The sequence below is a fragment of the Bacillus sp. FSL K6-0073 genome, from assembly GCF_038006085.1.
GTDB lineage: Bacteria > Bacillota > Bacilli > Bacillales > Bacillaceae_G > Bacillus_A > Bacillus_A cereus.
Window position 1 is genome coordinate 65,247 of record NZ_JBBOUN010000005.1, and the last position, 21,252, is coordinate 86,498.

A 21,252-nucleotide genomic window follows, 5' to 3' on the forward strand; every position below is an offset into this window, starting at 1 on the left:
GTTTATACAAGGGTATACTTGCGCGATTTTACTGGCAAATATTATTGATTTTATTCGGTTATTCTTCAAGAAGTGGTTCTTCGGATATGAGGAAAAAGGCGTAAACTAAAGCACATTAGTTTACGCCTTTTTTGTTTTTTTATCCGTAGACTGCATTGAAAATTTTATAATGCTCGCTCGCCTTGAAATTTGTTTTAAGAGTTATGTGATTCTTGGTTGAGTTGAAAAACTTGTTGTTAGATGAACAGCAGATCCTGAGAAAATCGGCTGTTAAATATAAAAATTAAAGATTGGAGAAGATGTTCATGCGTGCAAAAGAATTTAGCAAAAAAACACATAGTTTAAAAGTTGTACAAGAAATGGATACTGGTGCTTTAGTAAGAAAGGCACATTCAATTAGTACTTTTCAAGGACAAGAATATATCGTTTTAGATAATGGCAATCTGTATGATCCGATGCAAAAACGTGAAATTCCGTTAGCAAGAATATTTAGGTACATAAAATGTGTAAGAAACAGCTATGGCGTTATAATCGCAAAAAAATCTAAAACTAATGCAAAATTGATGGAAGTTAAATTTGTTAAAAAAGCAAATAAAGTTAGTTAATAATATAATATTTGATCATTTAATTGTGCATGAAATTCAAATGCACCAGGGATCATTTGAAGTTTTGGAATCGATAAGGGATGGCGTTATGAGGATTTAATCCTATCAAATAATTACTATCTCTTAGATTAAAATGATCCCGATTGTCCTTTGAAAACTGTATATAGATGCTGGGGGAGTGCCACGACCACTGTTTGCCACTCCATATCGTGAATAGGGAGAAGAAATACACGATTAAACCCTGAGGGTCATAAGTACCGCTTGTAATATAGCAACTAGTGGTGGTCTATCTTGTAGGGCATCAAGCTCTACAAATTACTTAAAGGTTTGCTGTACATTAGATCATAGTTAGATCATAGCGCCATGACGGATTATTCCTGAGCGATTGACTGTACAATCATACCTTTAGCGAGTGGGCGAAACGAGACTAATCGTCACTTTTGTTAAATGAAGAATCTCCTTCTTGCATTTGCAAATGTATAAATATAGACCTTTAATTTTTAATCATTTTAGGGTTGAAAAGGGTTTTATGTAGAATTAAGCTGATCAAATATTAAATTGTATAAGAGGTAGCTTGTGAAAAAATAATACGAGCTGCATTTAAAGGGAGTAAGAAAAATGGGAAAGGAACACCGTGAAAGGTATGTAAAAAAAATTGCAGGTGTTATAACAGCAAAAAGGAAATATCCTACGGGATATTTCGTTGTAGGAGAATATGATTTAAGTTTAGAATTTCAGAAAGAAATGATAGATACGTTAGATCATAACGAAGTAGTGAGCTGCCATTTAGATTTTAATAAATATGATAGTGAAGCTGATTGTATTGTAGCTTTGAAAAGAGCCAAGAAGCATTTAGGTGAAAGTAGAGAGTCAGAAAAGATGCAGATTTTAGTGATTACAGCATTTGATCGTCTTACTAAAAAGTATATGGATGCAGTAAAACAATTAATTGGCTGTAAGGATATTGGTATTAATCTATTGATTAGCGCAAATATACCATTGGTTCATATAGTTGGTTTAACTGAATACATGATTACTTTCGATTCAGCAGCTAAAGTCTTATCGGAATTTTATCGTTATAATACACAACAGGTCATTTATTCACTCTATAACGAAACTTTAGCTCGAAATAGTAGTAGAGTTTGGAGGTGAGTGAGCTGAATGTTAACGCAAAAGCAAGGAAAATCCTGAAGAGTAAAAGTATTAGCGTTGGTCTATTTGACTTAGATGAACGTTATAGTTTAGGTGAAAAAATTAACGTTTTTTGTAATAGTATGAATGCAATTTATACATTTACAGTGATTAATATAACATTGGTCCGAAAAACACATTGGGTTGTACATTTAAAGTGAGATCCATTGTGTTATAGCGCCATGAAAATAAAAGGGTCTCAAATGTTGATATGATGATATACTAATATAGTTACTATCAATAGAATGGGGAGAAGAGACCATGTTTAAAAACATGAAATTATTATCGGTTTTATGTGTTTTTATAATCACATTACTTTCGGGTTGTAGTGATAATTCACTAGCATTTAAAAAAGGTGAAAAGTATAAAGAAAATGATGGATCAACATTCATAGAAATAGTTGAAGAAAACGAATGGAAGATACATCGTGGTAAAGATCGTCCTAACGAATATGCTTTATACAAAGTAGAGGAAACAGAATACAAGGCTGGAAAGTATGCCGTTGTATCAATTTCACTAAAAGAGAAGTTTGGTAAAAGTGATCCTTTACGACTTGCCAATGGTGGAGAAAAACATTTAATTTCACCCACTGAAAATGGAATTTCTACTAAAAGGGTAGATTTATCATCAAATAACTATTGGGAGAATTTCCAAAAAGAATTTAAAGCAGCTGATGATAAAGAAGAGTTCCTAAAAAAAATATCTGAAGGTAAAACTCGTAAGTACGAAAAAACAAACTAAATTCCATGCACTGAAGAGCAGAATCATTTAAATGGTTCTGCTCTTTTTTATTGTCACAATCAAGTAGGGGAATGGGAGGTAAGGGGATATGTTTGGCCGAGATCAACTGTTATTTCCAGCTATGATAACTTTTATGGTTTTAATGATTTTGTTATTTGATGCATCGCTATCATTCATCATGATTCTTACAGAAAAGACAATGTAGTAATGGAAAACATCAGATCAGCTGTAAAAGATGCTTGTTTGTGGTTGTTGGTTTTGGTTTTAACAACTTTAACCTGGCTGGGAATTGAAAAAATGGTTATTACCATGCTATTAGACTAAATATATTTTTTGTTTGCAAACTCTTTTTGCACAATTTAAATGGGGGAAAGTCATGAATATTATTGCAACATTTCATTTTGTAAGTGGTATAAGAAGAGCGACTATTGTCAATGCGGAGAATATAGAGAAAGCAAGTACATTCATTAATACTAAGTTTTTTCAGGGTGTTGGACACGCAATATTTGAAGTTGAGATGAACGAAAGTAGAGATGGATTCGAAGGTATTAATGACAAAGTAGAAAAGTTTGAGGTATTTCGTGATCAAGTAATGTTTATTGATTATCAAGTGAAATAATTTTATGTAAAGAGAGCAGATCCCTGGGGGCTGCTCTTTTTTATGTTTTGAGATTAGCAATAAACAAAGCATATTGAGTATCTTCAGTATGTTTTGTTTTTAATTAATCGATCAATTACAAGTTGATTAGAAAATGGAGGTGTTAGCATGGTAAGGCTTGGTCAAGTCGAAAAAGCTGTTGAAATAGTGAAGGAAGAAGTACAGGAGCAAGAGAATGTAAACACGGCTGTTGTAGGTGGAGTAGGAACAGGAAAAGATTTTTCTGTTATAATACCTAACATTCTACTAGAGGAAGAAAAGAATTTAGTAGTAATAGATCCAATAGATCAAATATCAAATGTGTATACATTTAAAGAAAAACAAGGATATCATATTTTAACGTATGATTTAGAAAAAGAAGATATTTTGCAGCAGTTAAATAATGATTTAATGGCAAAAAAAGAAGAAAAACTTTTAATTCATGTAATTTTCCCTAATGAATTTTTGGGAAATCAAGAAATGAATAGTCAACGTGTTATGGAATTCTTAATGAAAATAAAAGAAATGCAAGATATAAAGTGGGGACAAGAAAAATCATTACATCTTTTCCTTATGGAATATGAAGGATATGCATCTCCTGAGTTTCATGCCATTTTTCAAACATGGTGTGGTTACAGAATTAGCACGACATTAAGCGTTCAGCATGTACTAAGATTAGATGATGTCATTCTAGATAATTGTCATTATGTACTTTATAAAAGAATACTTGATCCACAAGCGGCTGAATGGATTGCAGAGACGCTGAAATATCATCATGTAGAGTTTCACCCGAAAATTTTAGGAACAAAGTTATTGCCTTTGCCATTGACAGCGGGTATGTTAATGGATTTACCTATTAATTTAGGACTCTTGCAGAAAAACTATAGAGATAATCCTTATGGAAATGATTCATGGACAAAATTTGTAGAAACTTACAATGCAGAGGATATTTTGGGCAGAGCGTTATAAGCTAAAGTGTAAAAAATTCTAAAGATTAAGATGATAAAAGAGCAGCTCTTTAAGGGACTGCTCTTTTTTTAATAGTCAGTTGAGTATAAGAGTGGAGGTAACAGATATATTTATTCCTCCTTTCCCCAGGTGATATAGCGTTGTTACCTCTACTCTTATGTACATCTAAAATATTTTAAACAAGATTGGTACTGAAAAAGGGCAGATCCTAAAGGGACTGCTCTTTTTGTTAAACAGTTGTATATAAAAGTAGAGGGAGGTGTTTGTATTGGTAAAAAAACCCCTAATAACGGAATACGAGTTAGCTAATTTGAAGCATAATTCAGAGAAAGAAAAACAAGTGGTGTTAGAAATTTATAGAATAGCTTTTGAAAATTTTTTAGAAAAAGAGTTTACTAGTAAATTTCTTACTAAAAAAATTAGAGAGCAAATGAATAAAGGATTTGATCATTTAGTAATAAGCCTAATGAATTGTAACATTATGGAGAACCGTACTAGTTTCAATTTCAAGGATATGATTAGAAAAACATTTTCGAATTTCTTTTGTAGGTTTTTCTATAATAGTGTCGTTATTAAATGGAAGTATTGGAAATATCGCAAAGAGGTAAAAAGAATTGTAGGTATTTGTTGGGAAGATGAAATAATTGAACTTAGCATGGAAGAAATTGCAGAAGAAGTAATTTATAAGTGTAATGTTTACTTGAAAATAATTGATGATCTAGAGAAATCAGGATTAAGAGTAAGTGTGAAAGTTGATGGTGAAATCTTTATTTTACTTTTAACCTGGGGGAAATGGATGGAGACGGACAATGAAGAAGGTTAGAAAATGTAAAAAGTGCCAGGGCAAAGGTTTCATGTTCGGTAAAAATTACATAATAAAAGAGGGTTCATTTGGTTATGAAACGCAGGAGTTTGGTATTAAAGTAACCTGTACTAATTGTTATGGGAAAGGTGTTAAATAATTGTATGATTCTAAAAAAATAATTGTTATTCAGAAAATAAATCCTATTTTATCCATAGTTAATGAAGGGGGAAATCATGAACAAGGAAGTCACAATAAAAATTAATGAAAAAGGTTGGGAAATGTTCGTTCAAGTTGGAGAGAACTTATATGAAGAGAAAGGTGTCATGCAGAAGTTAAATGATGCTTTAAACGTAAAAGGCGTGTTAGATGAAGATGCTGCATGGATGTCAGATTCTTTGTTTCAAGTACTTAGTAAAAACTTCTTTTGCTATCAGGTAGCAAATGCTTTAATAAAAAGTTAGTAAGAGGGTGAATGTTTTGAATGCAGAAGAAAAAATATCTGAAATAAGAAGACTTAAAGAAGAAATTAAGAATATATGGTTTTCGTTATGGATAGCAAGCTGTTTTGTATCCGTCGTTTGGTGGTTTTTAGAACCAAGAATGGAAGAAATAATTAATTTTGGTGAGGGCGAGGATAAATTATTAACCCTCGTATCCAATATTTTCTTTGATTATTTTCTTGTTGGTATTTACTATATTGGACTTATCATTGGACTTATAACTATTTTTAAGAAAAAGAAAGCAATTAGGAGATATAAAAAAGAAAAAAATTCTCCTTTAAAAATTAATATACAAAAAGATGATATAAATCAGAATCCTGTTTATGTAATTGATCATAGCAAGGATAAACCAAATCAATATGAAAAAGGGGATAGAGATATGATGAAGCGAGTATTTAACCAAAATAACAATGTTTCTACTAATTTGGGTAAACAAAACACTAATAAAACGAAAAGTAAAGGAGGTCCAATACGTTCATACAATGGATCTACTCATTCTTCTAATAGTACGGAAAGTAATGACATTAATAATATTGTTCTAGGTGTTGCATTAGGAAGTTCAACTTATTCATCAGGGGATGATAATAATTGTTCCCAACCGGATTCTTCATCGATTGGTGATAGCGGCCCAGGTTGTGATTAATGGTTTCTTGAGGATTAATAAAATAAGAGAATGTAAAAGAAAGAGCAGATCCTTAATTGACTGCTCTTTTTTATTGGTAAAGATTAGCTATAAACAAAGCATATTAGGTAGTAATCAGTATGTTTTGTTTGTAATTAATCTTAAAAGAAAAGGCAATTTAAGAAATTAGGGAAGTGGGGATGGAGATATGAATAAGAAAAAAGCATTAATTAGTTTAGCGTACGCTATGGCGCTATATAGCTTAGTAGGTTGTTCGAATTCTACTAATACAGGTACTATGGCAGCGGAGAAAGAAAAGGCTGCTACAAGTGAAAATAAAGAAGTTACAAATACCGAAGAGAATTATGAATTAGGGGAAATTAAGATTACGAATAAAGAACGAAATAAGGAATCAAGAATTGAAAGGTGATTCTATGAAGAAGCTAATAGAAATGATATTTAGTATAGAGTGTCTCATATTTGCACTGATGGTATGGTTTTTCTTATGGTCTTATACATGGATGACTAATGAATCAAAAGAGGATAAGGTAAAATCCCTACAAACTTATGAAAATATTAAAATAGCAGAAGAGTTAATTGCTAAGGAACTAAATAAGGATATTAAAAATATTAAGTTATTTGATAATAGAAATGGCATAGAACTAAATGATCAAAAATGGGTAGAAGAGGACATGAATTGTAATGTCAAAACGGATGATGGAAAGTATAAAGTGTATTTTAACGTCAAAAAAATAGTTGATAAAGAAATGAATATCGAAATGTATGCCCCTAAAAATATTGAAAAATTAGTAAGGGAGTAACTTAAAATGGTCAACATTGTTATCATTTCAGGAATTGTTTTTCTAATATTAGTATGCCTGGTTATTTATATCCATTGGCTTGTAAATTAAAGGGAGAGAAGAAGTATGAAAATCAAAGAAACAGATTGTAAATATACGTATTGGGAAGAATCAATAAAAATGTTTTATAAAAAGCAAGAATTGCAACGGAAAAGAGAGCAAGCTAATCAAGAAAAGGCTGTAGGTAAGTAATATGAAGACGAAAATGAAAAAGAAAACTAATAAAAAACTTATAAATTTTTTATTAGTTTTCGTATTGATAGTTTGCCTTGGTTTTTTCATATATCTCATAAATGATTGTTGGTCTAAAGCGGTTGATAAAAGTAATAGAGTGGCTGCTATAAAAATAGAACAAAGTAAGGAAAATGTGAAAATAGCGGAAAAGATGGTTGAAAAAGAATTAAATATTAGTAGTAAGTATTTTGAAATGATTAACCGATCCGGTAATTCTTTCTCTTATGGGAGACAGCTAGATTCTAATATAGGATCGCCTGGCATATTTGGTATTGCCGATTTTGAATATTGGATAGATAATGATCTAAAATGTGAAGTGCAAGTTAATGGTGAGAATTATAGCGTTACTTTTGAAACTCAAAAAGTAGATAGTGAAAATGAAGAATTAGAAATGTATGAACCAGTAAAAATTAACAAGATCATAAAGGAGCAGAAATAATATGAAAAAATTCTTACTAGGATTTGTTCTTATAGGGCTTGTTGGTTGTGTAGATGTTGATAAGCCGGTAGCAGGGGATTCTGAAGCTGTACAAACGATTTCAAGTGAGAAAGAAGGTATTAAGGTTTTTGTAGATAAAGAGACAGGATGTGAGTATTTATATAGAAATAAATTTGTTGGAAATGTTACATATGGTGGAATGACAATTAGACTAGATGAACAGGGTAAACCGAAAGGGTGTAAAAAAATCTCTGAGCAAAATTACAACTAAATATGGAGGGTTACAATGTCAGTTTGTATTGAAGGAATTCATGAGGATTATACTTATGGATTCCTTTTTTATTCTGAAAATAAAAGAATTGTTTTAGATGATGGAGATCAAGAGTACCCAATCGATGCAGCTGAAGCACTCCTGGAAAAAGAATATGTGTTTATAGAAGAATTAATAAAGCTTGATCCATTAAAAATACCAGGGTTGAGAGCAAGGATTAAATTACAAGTGAATTAAATAGAAATCAAAAGTCTATCAAATGTATGGTAGGCTTTTTAGTTTTATTTAATAAGGAGTGGTTAAGAGTGCAATATGCAGTAATGCCAATTAGTGAAGATTTAAATATATTAATTGATGCAGTAGAGGTAAGTGCTTTAGATAACTATGCTCAAAAGGAAGATGAAGTTAAAGTTTGTCCTTTAGAAGATAATGTACAACAATTAAAAGTTGTTTATGGCGTATTTATGCCGCAACCTGACTCTAAAAAAGAAACGATAATTAAACAGGTGAAAGAATCCGTTGGTTATATTATTAGTCATATTGAATTGGAAGAGGAATCTTGCAAAATCGTAGATATGGAGCTAGTAGACATTGAATTATATGAACAGTATGGGAAGGGTGCTTATAATCCAAGAGGACAATACATTCCTTTTGCGGCACTAATTCGTACAAATTGTAAAATACCACAATTGAAACAGCGAGCTATTACATCATTTTTAAGGTATGGAAATATGGGAGCATTGACCAATGTTTTAAATCGATTCGGTATTTTTTCCATCCGTGATGAGGAAAGAAGAATAAGAAAAAAAGTGACTGTAGAGGGGTGGAAAGAGTTTATAGATGAATCCCGTGTTATAAAAATTTTAAATACTCCTAAATGATTTTTTAAGATAAATAAAGCCTTATAGCGCTATGTCACAAGGAGGATTCTATGGAAGAAAAAGCAAGAAGTCCAACCAATTCCCTTCTCTCATGTGAGGATAGATCCTCATGGTTGTAAAGAGAGGAGGAATACGATTGTGGTTTAGAAGGTCATTTAGTTTACTATTTGTTGTTATGCTTCTGTTTGGAAGCTTGGCTGACTTTGTATCAATTGGACATGCAGAAAGTACATCGGACCAGAAACAGGCTCAAGAGAAAAAAACGGACGATGTGACTGTGCTGCAAGAAAAATCGGACCTGAAGAGTACAGGAATTAATCCAAACGAGGTAGTTGTGGCAAATGGTAAAAAAGGTAGTGAGTTGTTTGATTTTGAAGCCTTTATTAAGCCTTCAGACATTGTAGATGGAACAGCACCTTTTGATTCGAATGATGAAGCAGGTAATGATTCTAGCCCTAATAATGGCATTGTAAGAACGTTTGATACAGTAACATATCCACTTAAGGTGACGATTAATCCTAAGAAGAATGAAACGCTAAAAAATATTAAGATGAAAATCACCGGTACATTAGAAAATGGAATTACAAACAAGCGTGTTAATGCAAAATTTGCTGTTGGCGGAAAAGAGGATTTAGAAAAGGGTATCGTATCTTTTGATATGGAATACACGTTAAAAGAAACAGGTAACTCCTTAATGATCCCTGTTACAGTGGAAGTACAAGGGGCGGAGCATGGACTGAAATTAAAACCTAACATAAAAATCCAGGTTATAAGTGTAGATGGGAAAGATATTACAAATGAAAATGTATCGCAATCATTTGATGGTATTAGTCCCGTTACTACTTCAGGAAAGGTTAATGTAAAGGCTCGCTTTACTGCTTCTTATGGTGGAATGCCTAGATTGGATTATAAGGTTTATGATCCCAATGCAAAAGAGGATGATCGTACAATCATATATCCAGTTGCTTTAGATTTATTTGTTAATAATTTACCGAACCGAACTGATTTACGAGGGGCTACATTCCCTGCTGGAAAGATTAATTATCACTTTAATTTTTCAGGAAAAGTCGATTGGGATTATAAATCGTTAGGTGCAGAAACATTGAATTTTGAGGGTCGGGATAAACCGATAAAGATTTTTAACTATCAGGCTATTGATAAAATAGTAGACAAAGTGCCACAAAAAGGTACGGAAAGTTTTGAAATTGGGATGAAGGGCTATAAAGATCCTCGTACTGAGACAGCAAACAGTCCTAAATCATATATTCCAAAAGATAAATGGAATGCTAGTGATATTGATAAATACACGATTGACAGTGTATGGGATAGTGGAAAAGTACGTTTGAATAAACCAGAAATTACAAAGGATCGTGTAGGTTATACGGGTAGTATAGAAGACTATGTAATTGGTTCAACCTTCCCAACTATGATGTCAAGGCCAGGTTATTCAGTAATTCCTACCTTCGGAAAGAATGAAAAAGCATTTTCAAGCACACGTTTCTTAATACATTCAACAAATGAATATTATCCTGTACTGGGCAAAAATAATAAGGATAATCTACCTAATAATGTGTATTATTATTTAGAATTTGTTATTGATTCTTATGAGGATGGCAAGGGGAATACAATTCCTTATAACACTGTTGGAAGATACACACTTACCGAAAGGAATAACCCTAAAGGTGCATATTCCATACAAACTACATTCCATACAACAGATCATAAGGAGTTAGGTACACCAAATGTTGGCTATAGCGCTGTATCTAAAGGAGATCCAACAGTTATAGTAGGACAAAATGTAAAAGTCGTAAGTCATTTGAATGTTCGTGCTGTTACAGAAGGTGGTACAACGATGATTTATAAGTGGAATACAGATTCGTTTTATCTATCGAAAAATGGTGCGGAAACAGCTAAGAAGAACATGTTAAACGAGGGGTATCCCAACACTTCTGCGGGAAGAGTTACAAATAGTGATAAACAAAAAATCTATTTTGGAGTATCTAAAAAAGGAGATAATTCCTTTGAAACACTAACCCAAAACAAAGATGAGGATTATGATTGGTATAGCGCATATGATGAGGCAAGGAAAAATGGTGAAGTAGCTGCTATCAAAAATGATATCAATGCATCTATGGGGGATGGTGAGGTTGTAGCATGGAATATTCCTTTAGAGGTAAAAACAAAGAAAATAGGTAGTGTTAATGAAAAAGGTACGCCCAATATAACGGTGACAGATTCGGTAGTGTATCCTTCTGCTGATAGAAAAGTGGGTTATCGAGTACGTGGTGAAGGAAAGTATAACAACTTTACTGAGTATGATGAAAAGGGAAATATAACAAAATTGCAATCTCCTGTTGGGAGTACTGTGAATTTTGAAACACTGGGTATTATGAACGGTGAAACAAGCAGTGACGTAAAAACAAATAAAAATACTTATTACAGCTCAGATAATGTTAGTGTAACCGTTGATAATTTAGTGAAATTACCTGATGCAATGGACTATAATTCATTAGATGAAAAAGTTGAAATGAGAGTGAAAATACCAAAAGGTCTTGATTATGTAGTGGGTTCTGCTAAATATGGTGATCAATACATTGAGCCGAAAATTGAGCAACAAAATGATGGAAGTAATCATTTGATTTGGCATGACACATTGACTCGTGGTAATAAAACGCTCAAAAAAATCAACTTTGAGACGAGAATTAATCCTGTACTGCTTCCACAAGGAAATCAGGTAGGTTTGGAAATTACGAATGTTCTTAGTAGTGCGATGGACACGAGGGCAGAAAAATTCCGAACAAGTTCTAAAAATATTTCAGTTGTGAAAATTGGTATGGTCGGTGTTAGTGAAACAATTGAGAAAGTGACAGGAAAAAAGAACAGTGACTATGTGGTCGGTGTTCAACCGTATACGACAATCAAAGATGAGTCACATATAAAGGCACTTACATATGTTCCAAGAAATAAGGATCATAATGGATCTGCTTTTAATGGTGTTACTTTCTTGAAACAAATAGCACTAGAAAATGCTAATAATAAGAACGTTGAAATATGGCTTAATAACAGCTTTGTCGAATCAAATAATCCAAACAAAATTGATTTAAAGTCAAATGGTTGGTATAGGTATACAGGAGAGCAGGATCTATCAAAAGTGGTCTCTATTTTGCTGTATATAAATGATTCATTAAGTAGCAGCGATATTGTAAAAATGAACCTTGTTTACGGCACACATAAAAATGAATTTGGAGATTTTTACGTAAGTAAAACAGTGGTAAATACCTCTGTTGATTACAAATTATCTCCTGTTTCTAACCAGGTGAAATATACAATTGTGGCAGATGCAAATTTAGGTCTTAGAAAAATAAGAATCGATACTGCACCTGCTGATATTGGTTTGCCAGTAATTGTACGTTTAGACAAGGACATCATTTATGAGGACTCTAATAAGAGTAATGTTGCTGTTAACTTATATGATAAGTCTGATAATAAGTTGGTAGACAGTAAAGTATATACAATTCAGGAATTACCGGAGGAAATAAAATTCAAGGTAGATCCTAAATTTTTAAAGAAAAATAATAAGAGAAACTACGAGGTTAGATTTGAAAAAGTCAATAAAGAATCTATTTTTATCGTAGAGGGGAAAGGCAAAGTAGATACGGATGGTTATACTTCTTCTGAAGAAACTGTAAAGGCAAATACAAAAGCATCTACTGAGTTAAAATATAAAGGCGTTATAATGACGGAGCGTGAAGTCGGAAAAGAGATGGAAGTCTTTTATGAAACACTTACAATTCCGTTAAAACAGCTACCTAAACAAAAAACTGGCTATGGTTTTGAGTTGAAACCATTAGTTAGTTATAACAATGAATTAGCGGTTTCTTATGATGTTAAGGCAAATGCTTTAGTAGATAAGAGATTAATTGATTCTCATTTGAATTATGAGAAAAAAGGTGATCAATTTGTTGTTCCTTTAGAAGAAGCTGAGAAAACAGGCAGCACGGACAAAAAAAACACTGATTATCTTTTTGAATTGCCACATATTAATGTGGAACAAAAAACGGGTAATTTATTTACAGATCAACAAGTAAAAGACCATGATCCACGTATTAAGAATGCAATAAAGGATGGGAAGCGAAAGTTATATGTTCCAATTTGGGCAGATCTTGGAGAATACAACGTTTTAATAGCATCAGGAATCCCTATAGGCGCCAATAAGGTTAACTTTGAGGTAACACAACCATTAAATTTATATGCATATATGTACGGGACAATTGGCTCTAAAACACTGAAAGATGATGAATTACTGTTAGAACCTGTTGATCCGAAAAATCCTTTCTCAAATGGCAAACCGCCTGGTTGGTCAGATGAAGATGTTGCTTGGTTAAAGCAATAGGAAAGGAGTTGAAAAATGTGTGAATGTCCTAACCTATAACTCGGCCAAGAAACAAATTATCTTTATGGCACTATACTTTGTAATTACAGGAATTGTAATACGCTTAATTGGATATTCGTTGCAAGGAAGCCTTTCCGCTTTTGCTCAATCAGGTATTGGAGATTTACTTTCAGGTAATTTATCATTAGGTAATTTATCGTTAGGTGATTTGTTCCACTTTGATTTTAGCTTTGATACAAGTCAATTCGATGGATTTAGCTTTAATATGTGGATTGACTTTGTAAAAGACAAAATTCATAGTTTTATGGATGATTTAATGCCCACTACATTAGGTGCAATTAATATGTTGATGATGAGCAAATATCTAACTGTAGAGCGTGCTATTAAATTAGGAATTAGATTGTATTAAAAAAATAAGTGGGTAAGAAAAGAGACGTAATTTTTAATTACGTCTCTTTTTTATATAAAAAAACAAAAATCGAGAGGATGTTGTAAAAATGTTAGATCAAAATACGGATCGTAGCTGGTGGATGATTGGAGCAGTAATCTTAGGTGCAGCAATGGTAGGGATTACAGTGGTTGCTTTCCCTGAATTAGGAAACTCGGTAATTGATGTCTTTAAACAAAAACTTGCTTCAGTAAAATAACTCTTTAATCAGTGGATGTAAACTATTATCCAACAAATTAGGGAGAGAAAACTCTCCCTTTATTTGATTGGAAAGGAGTGAAAGTAGTGAAAGAACATCCTTTCATCCTAATGATAATAGTCTTTGGACTTTTCTTAGTGTCTATAGGTGGTTACTACTATAGAGAGAATTTTGCTACGGATTCGGTAGTGCAAGGGATTACAGAGACAGTCCGAGCGAGTGCTGTATCTAATATGGATAATAGTTCTCGTATTCAAAGTGGAGAGCTGTTTCTTTCAAAGGATGACTTTGAAAAGGATTTTAAGAAACGTATCGAGTCAAATAAGCTTGTGAAAATTAGCAGTGATGCAAAATATGAATTTAAGTACAGAGATAACAAGAATGGCTCGATTAAGGCTATTCGAACTATTATTCAAGATGGAGAAAATACGTATCAAGCAACTTATAAAGTAAGTATTGCTACATCTTAGAAGAGAGGAGAATTATATGTTAGGTTCACTGAAGAGTGTATCAGTAAAAAAGAAAAAAGATAATAGAATTAACGACTTTAGTTCCGAAATCTTTCAGAGATCTTTAGAAACTATACGAAATGACTTGAAAAATAGTAAGGCTGAATTAATTATCGATGCTATGTTAAAAGAAGAAGCAAGGCAAGAAATCAAGAAAATTATAGAAAGAAAATATGCAGCTCATTTTATGGATTTTGAAGAAAATAAGTTAGAAGAAGTTTATGAGTATGTTGTCTCTGAAATCGTTGGTACAGGTGTTGTTGAAAGGTTAATTAAAGAACGACCTGATATTACTGATATATCATATAATGGGAGTTATTTAATCGTAGAATCTAGTGATTATAAAGAAATTTATAAAGATACTGATCATCAAATTACTGACGATTATATAACAAGATTGATTCAGAAATTTGCACATGCAGTTGGAAAGGAATTTACTCCGAAAAAACCTATTTTTGATGGTGTTTATGGTTCAGTACGTATAAATGCAGTTCATTCACAAAATACAACTGGTAATTCTACAATGTCGTTGAGGATCGTTCGTCCTAAATTAGCATTAAATGAAGAGAATTTTGAAATGTTTGCACCAAAATTTATATATGAATTTTTTAAAATAGTAATGGAGAGTAGAAATAATATTTTAATTTCAGGAGAAACTGGAACAGGGAAGACAGAATTGTTGAAACTTCTATTCTCCTTTGTCTTATTTGAACATAAAGCCATTATGATTGAGGATGTGCCTGAGACACATGTTAAATCATTGTTCCCCGATAAGGATGTATTTAGCTGGTTAACTGGAAATGGGGTTTCTGTAACAGATGAAATAATAGCCGCTTTACGTAATAACCTTCGTTGGCTTATGATTTCTGAGCTTCGTGGTAAGGAAACATATGAAATGATTCAAGCTGTATTATCAGGGCATCATGTTGTAACATCACTCCATTCTGTGGACGCAGAAACATCACCAAAAAGACTTGTTAATATGTCCAAAATTGGCTATCAAGTAGATGAAAAATCGCTAGAAGAAGATATTATGCGTTATTTCAATTTTGGTTTTCATATTAAACGTGTGGTAGTCAAGACTGTAGATGCAAAGGGAAAACAGATTAAACGAGTTATTCGCTATTTAGCAAAAATAGTGGAATATTCAATCGAGGGTTGCCAAATGGTATTTGAACAAAAATACCGAAATGGAAGATTTACATTTTCTACAGGGGAATTATCAGAGGAGTTTCATGACAAGTTAGCGGAAATTGATTTGAGTTATGAACTTCCTAAATATACGGATGAATTAGCAAATAAAGAAGGTTTAGTAATATGTAGATAAAGGATGGAAAACTATAAGAAAGGAGGTATAAAGTTTGAAGATCTCTACTTTTAATGCAAAAACAAAGAAAAAGAGATTTGTAAATGCAGAAGAAGTTAATGCGTTTAAAGTAGCATATGGGAAGCCTTTAAATAAAAAAGATTATCTTAGATATGCTGCTGTTCCGGGCTTAGTTACGGGGGTATTTTCTTTTCTCTTATTATATATATGGTGGCTTTCACTGATTTTAGGAGTGTTGGGATCTGTATATGGATTGAAAGTGTTAATGCCCAATATTGTTAAAAGGGCATATGAACGTGATTCTTATAAGGAAAGAAATAAATTTGTCAATAATATGACCTCTCTTTTGTCGAATGAGAATAAAACATTATTTACCGCTTTGGATCAAGCAAGCGAACGTGCAGAAGGCGAACTGAGAGGCGATTTAAAAATATTAATGGCAAATATTTTGGGGGCGGATCAAACACAAGTAATTCAAGCTTTTAAAAAGCTATCGAGTAAATATCGTGAAGATATTACGTTTGATCAGTATTTAGAACAACTTGAAACGTGTGTTTTAGAGGGAAGAACAAACCTGGAAACATTAAAAGATATTAAAACTCATCATAATGAAACGAAAGAAAAAAAGGATGAATATGAACGTAAAAAGGAAGGGCATTTGAAAGATATGAAAATGCTATGTGGCGTTATAGTCGTATTCGTCCTGGCTATTACATTTTCATTTGGTTTTAAAACGTATATAACAGCATTTGCAAGACATCCCATCGGCTGGATTGCAAGTGGTATTTACATGAGTTTAATGTTTTTCTTCTTTAAATCCTTTACTACATACCTTTTTGATGACTCAATAATGGAGGTAAAAGCATGAAGGTAGTAACAGCAAAAAGTAGTAAAAAAAATCGTTACAATAGATTGCTGGCGGAAGAAGATTTATATAGTATGTTGGAAGAGATGGGAAACACAAAACAAATGATAGATAAATTTCAAAAGAAACGATTCATACAATCATTTGTTATGGGTGTATTCGGATTGCTACTAGGTTTATTTTTCTCAAGTTGGTGTTATCTAGTAGCACTGGGATTACCGTTTTTCTTATATCGTTCCAAGTATACACATGTTACTAAAATGTATAGTGCCTTTAAATTTGAAAGGCATTTAAATTTTTCTAAGTTCACTAGATTATTAATACCGTACTTAAAAGAATCTGATGGATCAACAAGTTTATATCAAGTTTTTCGAAAGATACTTAATCGAATGGAAAATCCAGTGGACAAAAATTCGTTGGCTAAGTTAATGTCTGAAATGACAGATAAGCCGAATGATATTCAGCCTTTCACTGATTACGCCATGCGTTCAAGTGGAAGTGATATGTCAATTAATATCATGCAAACTATTTATGATTTTCAGCAAAATTCAAGTGATACGAATGTTATTAATGAGTTAGGACAAATGACAAGCGCTGAGTTACAACGAGCAATTGATGAAATAATTGCTTTTAAGTTAAAGCGATTTAATTTCTTTCCTACGAAAATGGTAATGAGTTCATTTATATTAGTAGTGGGGTTTGCAGCAGCGGTATTGGTACATCACCTATCATCTATTAATCTCTCGTAAATAATAAGGGAGGGTGAAATATGCTAGATGGTGCAATTATGACAATTACAAAATGGTTTATAGGGTTAATGTTGATCATGTTAATGGTAGCAGTAACCCTTTTTTGTATTCAGTTGAGTGATGTTAATTCGTATAAACAACAAGTTAATTATCAAATTGAAAGACATGGTGGATTAACAAAAGAATCTGTTCAGAATTTAAAAGATTATAGTGATAAGCAATATAAAGGTGCTTTTACTGTGAAAAGTGATCAATTAAATGAAAAAGTAAAATTTGGTGATGTTGTTGATTATCAAATAGTAGCTAATTTTAAAATTATTCTTTTTAATTTACCTGATGTGAAGATGGAATTTCATGGATCTGCAATTTCGCAAGTGCGCTAGAGAGAAGGTGTTTGAAAAATGCTTGAAAACAATGTGTTTCGCTTAATGATTTTTATGGGTGGAATAATTGTACTCATTGCGATCATAACGATTTGTTCAGACGGAATTCCTGATGTGGAAGAGGTATTTCAGCATTTTATCTCTCAAAAAAACACAAAGTATTAAGTAAAGGAGTCAATTAGATATGGCAAGGAAAGTTGGAAAAAATGAAAAAACACCATTGCAGAATGCAGCAGCGGTGCTTTTAAAGAAACAAGGAAAGACATATGAGGAATGGTCTAATAAGATTGTAAGTGACAATTGCTTGTCTCTACTTAAAGGGGGAAATCCTGAGTGGAGAAATAAGATGTTAGAAGGAGCTGCGATGGATCTCATCGCAGCTTCTGTTGTTGAAGAGGAAAAAAAGAACAAAACACAAGGTCAATCGGATGTACAACCGAAACCTAATCATTTAACTCAAAATAATCAATCACATAAATAAGAAAGTGGGAATTTAAAATGGATCTATTCAATATTTTTGCTATCAAACTATTAACTTACAATGATTTCTTTGATTCTGTAAGTAATGCATTAACAACTTGGTCTGGAAAGTTACAAGGACTTGGTATAGTAGTTATTGTTTTCTGTGTATGTATTATTGCTTTCATGTTCATGTTCGGTGAAGGGCCAAGCCGTACAGCGAAAAAATGGTTGCTGTACGTTATTGTCGGAGGCGTTCTTTTATGGGGAGCAGGAGCTTTTGCAAGTACAGTTCAAGGCGTTACATCTGGTTTCTAAGAAAAACACTGGAAGAGAAGCTTATTATTTTGTAGGCTTCTCTTTTGTTTAAAAACATCCTATACATGAAATGAGGTTAAGAGAATGTATATTGTAGAATTTTTGCAAAAAGATCAATCTAAAAATTTTAAGAGGTTTTTAAAGAAAAATAAGGCCTGGAATGGTAAACAGCTGGGATTAAGAATGGCAGAAAAATTAATTCAAAGCTATATTGAGCAGAATCAACAAAATGATATAGTAGCACTTTTACTTCAGGATATTGAAAATGAAACGGCTTATGAATTTGAATTACCTGTAAGAGTAAACGAGAATTTTTCAATTCAAACGGCATTATGTAAAGATCTAGAAGAGGGAAAAACAGATTTTAGTTTAGCAATGGATATTAAGCAGGGTATATACACAAGTTATCATGCTGAAGAAGAGCAGCTGGACGTTGGTCCTGAAGTTGAAGCTCCTAAAAAGACGAAGGGTGGATTCTTCTCTAAATTTTTTGGTAAGAAAAACGAGGGAATTCCCCTCGCCGCTACTACAGAATCAAATGAGTTTAATAATGTAGTGCAAAAAGAGTTTGCAAAGGAAGATGAAGATCCTTTTACAGAAATGTCTGTACATGAAATGCAAGGTCAGGGAGCAAACGTTTTTGAAGAATCAGACATTCAAGGGTTACAAGAGCAAGCCGCAGCTTTATCTGAAGAAAATGAGAAAGATCCTTTTGCTATTGAGGATGAATTAAATGAACAACTGCCTACAGGAGTGAATTTAGAAAAGGAAAATGAAGATCTAGAAAATACAGTAATTGAAAATGATCAGGTTCAAAGCTTGGAAGAAGAATTGCTATATGCTGATTTGGAAAAGAAAGAGCCAACTGAAGAAGCTATTGTTGAAGTTCAAACAAAAGATGTAGGGTTTCCTGAATATAGCCAATTTGTGGATTTAAGAGAAGTTGAAGAAAAACAAAAACGGTATGATTCTAGATTCACTGTAAAACATTTATTAGGATTGCTAGGCATTAGTGAAGAAACCGCAGAAACAGATCTAGAAAAGAAAAAATTACATTATGTAAAAAACGTTTTAAGTGGTAAAGAATTTTTGCTCATTCAGGATAAATATTATCAAGATATTAATAATCTACGAGATGAAATTCGTTTAGCTCTTGAAAATATTCATAAAGAAGTTATGATGCGTGATTATCAAAAAGAAGCAGAGGAAAGGCTACAAGAAATCTTTGAAGAGAATTTCCAACGAAAGGTAGCAGAGTTAGCTGGATTTGAAAATAAAGAAAATCAAGAAATGCAGCAAAAAATTAATGCATATCGTGACAAACAACAATTAGAATTAGAGTCATTTAAGTTGCAACAAGAAGCAGAGTTAACAGCATATTCTTCTGAATTAGAAGAGCGCAAAAATACATTAATAAGTGCTCGTGAAGAAGAGTTAAAGAAAGAGAATGATATTGAACAGAAGAAGGCAATTGTAGAGAAAGTTTATGAGTTGAAGGTAGAAGGTAAAAACGATTTAATCGATAAAAAGAGCATGTATTTATCCGAGTATGCTGATGCTGTAGAAGACATTATGAATGCAGCTTATGAACAGCAGGAGGGAGAATTCGGACGTTTAGATGAAAAAATTAAGCAGTTAATTCCTGTATGGAAGGAAGAAATACAAGCAGAATATGATAAAAAGATACAAGAGCGCCAATTAAAATTAGAAGAGGATAAGAATAATAGAGAAAGAGAAGAATTAGCTTTACGAAATCGAGAACAACAAGCTCAAGAAACAAAGAATAATGAGAAAATACGTGAGTTACAGAATCTTGTAGAAGATCTAAATGATAAATTAATTAAAGCATATGCTGGTACAGGTCAACTACCACCACAATCAATGTATATGTATCAACCTGTACAGCCCGTACCACAGCCAGTATATATGTATCAACAACAGCCTGTACCACAACCTGCACAACAACCAGTTCAACCACAACCAATGCAGCAACCTGTACAACAGCCACAAACGGAAAGTTCTCCACATCGACGTAGAAAACTTTTTGAGCATTGGTATAAACAGTAGTATGCAGAGAGGTTAGGAGGATATGCGAGTGGGAATTGGGAAACTCTCATTGAAAAAGAAGAAGTATCTTCATCACAACTATAAAATTGATGGTGAAGATCTACCTAATGAAAAAAATACGATAAATAAGAAAGCACTCGCAATTTCTTCAGCTGCGGTGCTTTTTCCATTGAGTGGGTTGAATTTTATAGCGGGTACGTATCAGTCAATCATAAATGATCTATCAAAGACAATTGAAAAACCAACTATTTTTGATGTGTTTGGTACAGATTGGGAGAAAAGTGTATCAATTAAAAATGCATTTTTACCTGTGTTACCTACAAATGTATACTTGGTTAGCTTATTGGCTTCAACGCTGGTAGGTTTTTTGGTGTATTCAAAAATTAATTATCGAAGTGATGAAAATGTAGCCTATGGTCAAAAAGGAGACAGTCGCTTTACTACAATAGAAGAAATAATAGAGCAATATCGAGAAATTCCTGAGAAAACAGAAGTGTTTGAGGGATATGGTGGTGTACCTGTTTCACATTATAAAGATAAATATTATATCGATACAGATACCGTAAACACCGCTATTCTAGGCGTTTCACGCTCCGGTAAGGGTGAAATGATAGTAGTCGTAATGATTGATAATTTGAGTAGAGCAAAAAATCAATCGAGTATGGTAATAAATGATCCAAAAGGCGGTGCGACACGTTCCTAAGTGAAAAGCTTAGGCACTGTCGGACAATTGTTCAACAGTGAACTTTCATTCCGAGTTGTCAAATGATAGGGTAACGC

Annotated in this window: 27 protein-coding genes and 2 pseudogenes; all 29 read left to right on the forward strand. The window is 32.7% G+C overall.

Annotated features, from left to right (window positions below; genetic code table 11):
• The first annotated feature begins 305 nt into the window (after positions 1–305).
• A complete protein-coding gene (locus MHB52_RS36105) occupies positions 306–605 on the forward strand; it encodes a hypothetical protein (RefSeq protein ID WP_001201722.1) in 300 nt (99 codons plus the stop codon).
• 618 nt (positions 606–1,223) lie between these two features.
• Positions 1,224–1,757 (forward strand): hypothetical protein, encoded by a 534-nt coding sequence (locus MHB52_RS36110; protein ID WP_061664813.1) that lies wholly within the window; start codon positions 1,224–1,226, stop codon positions 1,755–1,757.
• Entirely contained in the window at positions 1,754–1,957 is a 204-nt protein-coding gene (locus MHB52_RS36115; protein ID WP_001292886.1) for a hypothetical protein, read from the forward strand. The genes MHB52_RS36110 and MHB52_RS36115 overlap by 4 nt, the downstream gene beginning before the upstream one ends.
• Positions 1,958–2,057: 100 nt before the next feature.
• Entirely contained in the window at positions 2,058–2,537 is a 480-nt protein-coding gene (locus MHB52_RS36120; protein WP_061664814.1) for a DUF5512 family protein, read from the forward strand.
• A 376-nt stretch (positions 2,538–2,913) separates the two neighbouring features.
• A complete protein-coding gene (locus tag MHB52_RS36125; RefSeq protein WP_061664815.1) occupies positions 2,914–3,156 on the forward strand; it encodes a hypothetical protein in 243 nt (80 codons plus the stop codon).
• Positions 3,157–3,303: 147 nt separating this feature from the next.
• Positions 3,304–4,143 (forward strand): type IV secretory system conjugative DNA transfer family protein, encoded by an 840-nt coding sequence (locus tag MHB52_RS36130; protein ID WP_061664816.1) that lies wholly within the window; start codon positions 3,304–3,306, stop codon positions 4,141–4,143.
• Between the two features lie 259 nt (positions 4,144–4,402).
• The gene (locus MHB52_RS36135; protein ID WP_253703546.1) at positions 4,403–4,966 is read left to right on the forward strand and encodes a hypothetical protein; all 564 of its coding nucleotides are present in this window, start codon (positions 4,403–4,405) and stop codon (positions 4,964–4,966) included.
• 215 nt (positions 4,967–5,181) lie between these two features.
• On the forward strand, positions 5,182–5,409 hold the full coding sequence (locus tag MHB52_RS36140; RefSeq protein ID WP_061664818.1) for a hypothetical protein: 228 nt from the start codon (positions 5,182–5,184) through the stop codon (positions 5,407–5,409).
• A 16-nt stretch (positions 5,410–5,425) separates the two neighbouring features.
• Positions 5,426–6,091 (forward strand): hypothetical protein, encoded by a 666-nt coding sequence (locus MHB52_RS36145; RefSeq protein ID WP_061664819.1) that lies wholly within the window; start codon positions 5,426–5,428, stop codon positions 6,089–6,091.
• Positions 6,092–6,278: 187 nt separating this feature from the next.
• Positions 6,279–6,494: pseudogene (locus MHB52_RS36150) on the forward strand (hypothetical protein); the annotation flags it as partial.
• Between the two features lie 10 nt (positions 6,495–6,504).
• A complete protein-coding gene (locus tag MHB52_RS36155; RefSeq protein WP_061664820.1) occupies positions 6,505–6,891 on the forward strand; it encodes a hypothetical protein in 387 nt (128 codons plus the stop codon).
• A 105-nt stretch (positions 6,892–6,996) separates the two neighbouring features.
• Positions 6,997–7,122 (forward strand): hypothetical protein, encoded by a 126-nt coding sequence (locus tag MHB52_RS36160; protein ID WP_277996121.1) that lies wholly within the window; start codon positions 6,997–6,999, stop codon positions 7,120–7,122.
• A gap of 1 nt (position 7,123) precedes the next feature.
• Complete coding sequence (locus MHB52_RS36165) at positions 7,124–7,603, forward strand: hypothetical protein (RefSeq protein WP_061664821.1); 480 nt, start codon at positions 7,124–7,126, stop codon at positions 7,601–7,603.
• A gap of 1 nt (position 7,604) precedes the next feature.
• On the forward strand, positions 7,605–7,874 hold the full coding sequence (locus tag MHB52_RS36170; RefSeq protein ID WP_016083835.1) for a DUF6440 family protein: 270 nt from the start codon (positions 7,605–7,607) through the stop codon (positions 7,872–7,874).
• A 15-nt stretch (positions 7,875–7,889) separates the two neighbouring features.
• Entirely contained in the window at positions 7,890–8,111 is a 222-nt protein-coding gene (locus tag MHB52_RS36175) for a hypothetical protein (RefSeq protein ID WP_061664822.1), read from the forward strand.
• Between the two features lie 68 nt (positions 8,112–8,179).
• Positions 8,180–8,755: a hypothetical protein gene (locus MHB52_RS36180; protein ID WP_061664823.1), complete on the forward strand. Its 576-nt coding sequence runs from the start codon at positions 8,180–8,182 to the stop codon at positions 8,753–8,755.
• A 109-nt stretch (positions 8,756–8,864) separates the two neighbouring features.
• A complete protein-coding gene (locus MHB52_RS36185; RefSeq protein ID WP_061664824.1) occupies positions 8,865–13,148 on the forward strand; it encodes a hypothetical protein in 4,284 nt (1,427 codons plus the stop codon).
• 19 nt (positions 13,149–13,167) lie between these two features.
• Positions 13,168–13,557 (forward strand): hypothetical protein, encoded by a 390-nt coding sequence (locus MHB52_RS36190; RefSeq protein WP_042596258.1) that lies wholly within the window; start codon positions 13,168–13,170, stop codon positions 13,555–13,557.
• 88 nt (positions 13,558–13,645) lie between these two features.
• Positions 13,646–13,795 carry a hypothetical protein gene (locus tag MHB52_RS36195; protein WP_000886821.1) on the forward strand — a complete coding sequence of 50 codons (150 nt, stop codon included), beginning with the start codon at positions 13,646–13,648 and terminating at the stop codon, positions 13,793–13,795.
• Between the two features lie 86 nt (positions 13,796–13,881).
• On the forward strand, positions 13,882–14,265 hold the full coding sequence (locus tag MHB52_RS36200) for a hypothetical protein (protein WP_016083841.1): 384 nt from the start codon (positions 13,882–13,884) through the stop codon (positions 14,263–14,265).
• A gap of 28 nt (positions 14,266–14,293) precedes the next feature.
• Complete coding sequence (locus tag MHB52_RS36205) at positions 14,294–15,631, forward strand: ATPase, T2SS/T4P/T4SS family (RefSeq protein ID WP_061664834.1); 1,338 nt, start codon at positions 14,294–14,296, stop codon at positions 15,629–15,631.
• 34 nt (positions 15,632–15,665) lie between these two features.
• The gene (locus tag MHB52_RS36210; RefSeq protein WP_000704112.1) at positions 15,666–16,499 is read left to right on the forward strand and encodes a hypothetical protein; all 834 of its coding nucleotides are present in this window, start codon (positions 15,666–15,668) and stop codon (positions 16,497–16,499) included.
• Entirely contained in the window at positions 16,496–17,245 is a 750-nt protein-coding gene (locus MHB52_RS36215; RefSeq protein WP_061664825.1) for a hypothetical protein, read from the forward strand. Before MHB52_RS36210 ends, MHB52_RS36215 begins: the two co-directional genes overlap by 4 nt.
• A 20-nt stretch (positions 17,246–17,265) precedes the next feature.
• On the forward strand, positions 17,266–17,628 hold the full coding sequence (locus MHB52_RS36220) for a hypothetical protein (RefSeq protein WP_061664826.1): 363 nt from the start codon (positions 17,266–17,268) through the stop codon (positions 17,626–17,628).
• Positions 17,629–17,646: 18 nt separating this feature from the next.
• A complete protein-coding gene (locus tag MHB52_RS36225) occupies positions 17,647–17,793 on the forward strand; it encodes a hypothetical protein (RefSeq protein ID WP_170955797.1) in 147 nt (48 codons plus the stop codon).
• Positions 17,794–17,812: 19 nt separating this feature from the next.
• The gene (locus tag MHB52_RS36230; protein ID WP_061664827.1) at positions 17,813–18,109 is read left to right on the forward strand and encodes a hypothetical protein; all 297 of its coding nucleotides are present in this window, start codon (positions 17,813–17,815) and stop codon (positions 18,107–18,109) included.
• Positions 18,110–18,126: 17 nt separating this feature from the next.
• Positions 18,127–18,405 (forward strand): TrbC/VirB2 family protein, encoded by a 279-nt coding sequence (locus MHB52_RS36235; RefSeq protein WP_000362938.1) that lies wholly within the window; start codon positions 18,127–18,129, stop codon positions 18,403–18,405.
• An 84-nt stretch (positions 18,406–18,489) separates the two neighbouring features.
• Entirely contained in the window at positions 18,490–20,472 is a 1,983-nt protein-coding gene (locus tag MHB52_RS36240; RefSeq protein WP_061664828.1) for a hypothetical protein, read from the forward strand.
• Positions 20,473–20,494: 22 nt separating this feature from the next.
• Positions 20,495–21,157, forward strand: a pseudogene (locus tag MHB52_RS36245) (type IV secretory system conjugative DNA transfer family protein); the annotation flags it as partial.
• Between the last annotated feature and the right edge of the window lie 95 nt (positions 21,158–21,252).

Coding starts and splice junctions, on each gene's coding strand:
- MHB52_RS36140 (WP_061664818.1), top strand. CDS start 5,182: ATGAACAAGGAAGTCACAATAAAAATTAATGAAAAAGGTTGGGAAATG.
- MHB52_RS36110 (WP_061664813.1), top strand. CDS start 1,224: ATGGGAAAGGAACACCGTGAAAGGTATGTAAAAAAAATTGCAGGTGTT.
- MHB52_RS36170 (WP_016083835.1), top strand. CDS start 7,605: ATGAAAAAATTCTTACTAGGATTTGTTCTTATAGGGCTTGTTGGTTGT.
- MHB52_RS36130 (WP_061664816.1), top strand. CDS start 3,304: ATGGTAAGGCTTGGTCAAGTCGAAAAAGCTGTTGAAATAGTGAAGGAA.
- MHB52_RS36235 (WP_000362938.1), top strand. CDS start 18,127: ATGGATCTATTCAATATTTTTGCTATCAAACTATTAACTTACAATGAT.
- MHB52_RS36185 (WP_061664824.1), top strand. CDS start 8,865: ATGGTTGTAAAGAGAGGAGGAATACGATTGTGGTTTAGAAGGTCATTT.
- MHB52_RS36240 (WP_061664828.1), top strand. CDS start 18,490: ATGTATATTGTAGAATTTTTGCAAAAAGATCAATCTAAAAATTTTAAG.
- MHB52_RS36225 (WP_170955797.1), top strand. CDS start 17,647: ATGCTTGAAAACAATGTGTTTCGCTTAATGATTTTTATGGGTGGAATA.
- MHB52_RS36215 (WP_061664825.1), top strand. CDS start 16,496: ATGAAGGTAGTAACAGCAAAAAGTAGTAAAAAAAATCGTTACAATAGA.
- MHB52_RS36160 (WP_277996121.1), top strand. CDS start 6,997: ATGAAAATCAAAGAAACAGATTGTAAATATACGTATTGGGAAGAATCA.
- MHB52_RS36175 (WP_061664822.1), top strand. CDS start 7,890: ATGTCAGTTTGTATTGAAGGAATTCATGAGGATTATACTTATGGATTC.
- MHB52_RS36120 (WP_061664814.1), top strand. CDS start 2,058: ATGTTTAAAAACATGAAATTATTATCGGTTTTATGTGTTTTTATAATC.
- MHB52_RS36105 (WP_001201722.1), top strand. CDS start 306: ATGCGTGCAAAAGAATTTAGCAAAAAAACACATAGTTTAAAAGTTGTA.
- MHB52_RS36195 (WP_000886821.1), top strand. CDS start 13,646: ATGTTAGATCAAAATACGGATCGTAGCTGGTGGATGATTGGAGCAGTA.
- MHB52_RS36125 (WP_061664815.1), top strand. CDS start 2,914: ATGAATATTATTGCAACATTTCATTTTGTAAGTGGTATAAGAAGAGCG.
- MHB52_RS36230 (WP_061664827.1), top strand. CDS start 17,813: ATGGCAAGGAAAGTTGGAAAAAATGAAAAAACACCATTGCAGAATGCA.
- MHB52_RS36165 (WP_061664821.1), top strand. CDS start 7,124: ATGAAGACGAAAATGAAAAAGAAAACTAATAAAAAACTTATAAATTTT.
- MHB52_RS36220 (WP_061664826.1), top strand. CDS start 17,266: ATGCTAGATGGTGCAATTATGACAATTACAAAATGGTTTATAGGGTTA.
- MHB52_RS36155 (WP_061664820.1), top strand. CDS start 6,505: ATGAAGAAGCTAATAGAAATGATATTTAGTATAGAGTGTCTCATATTT.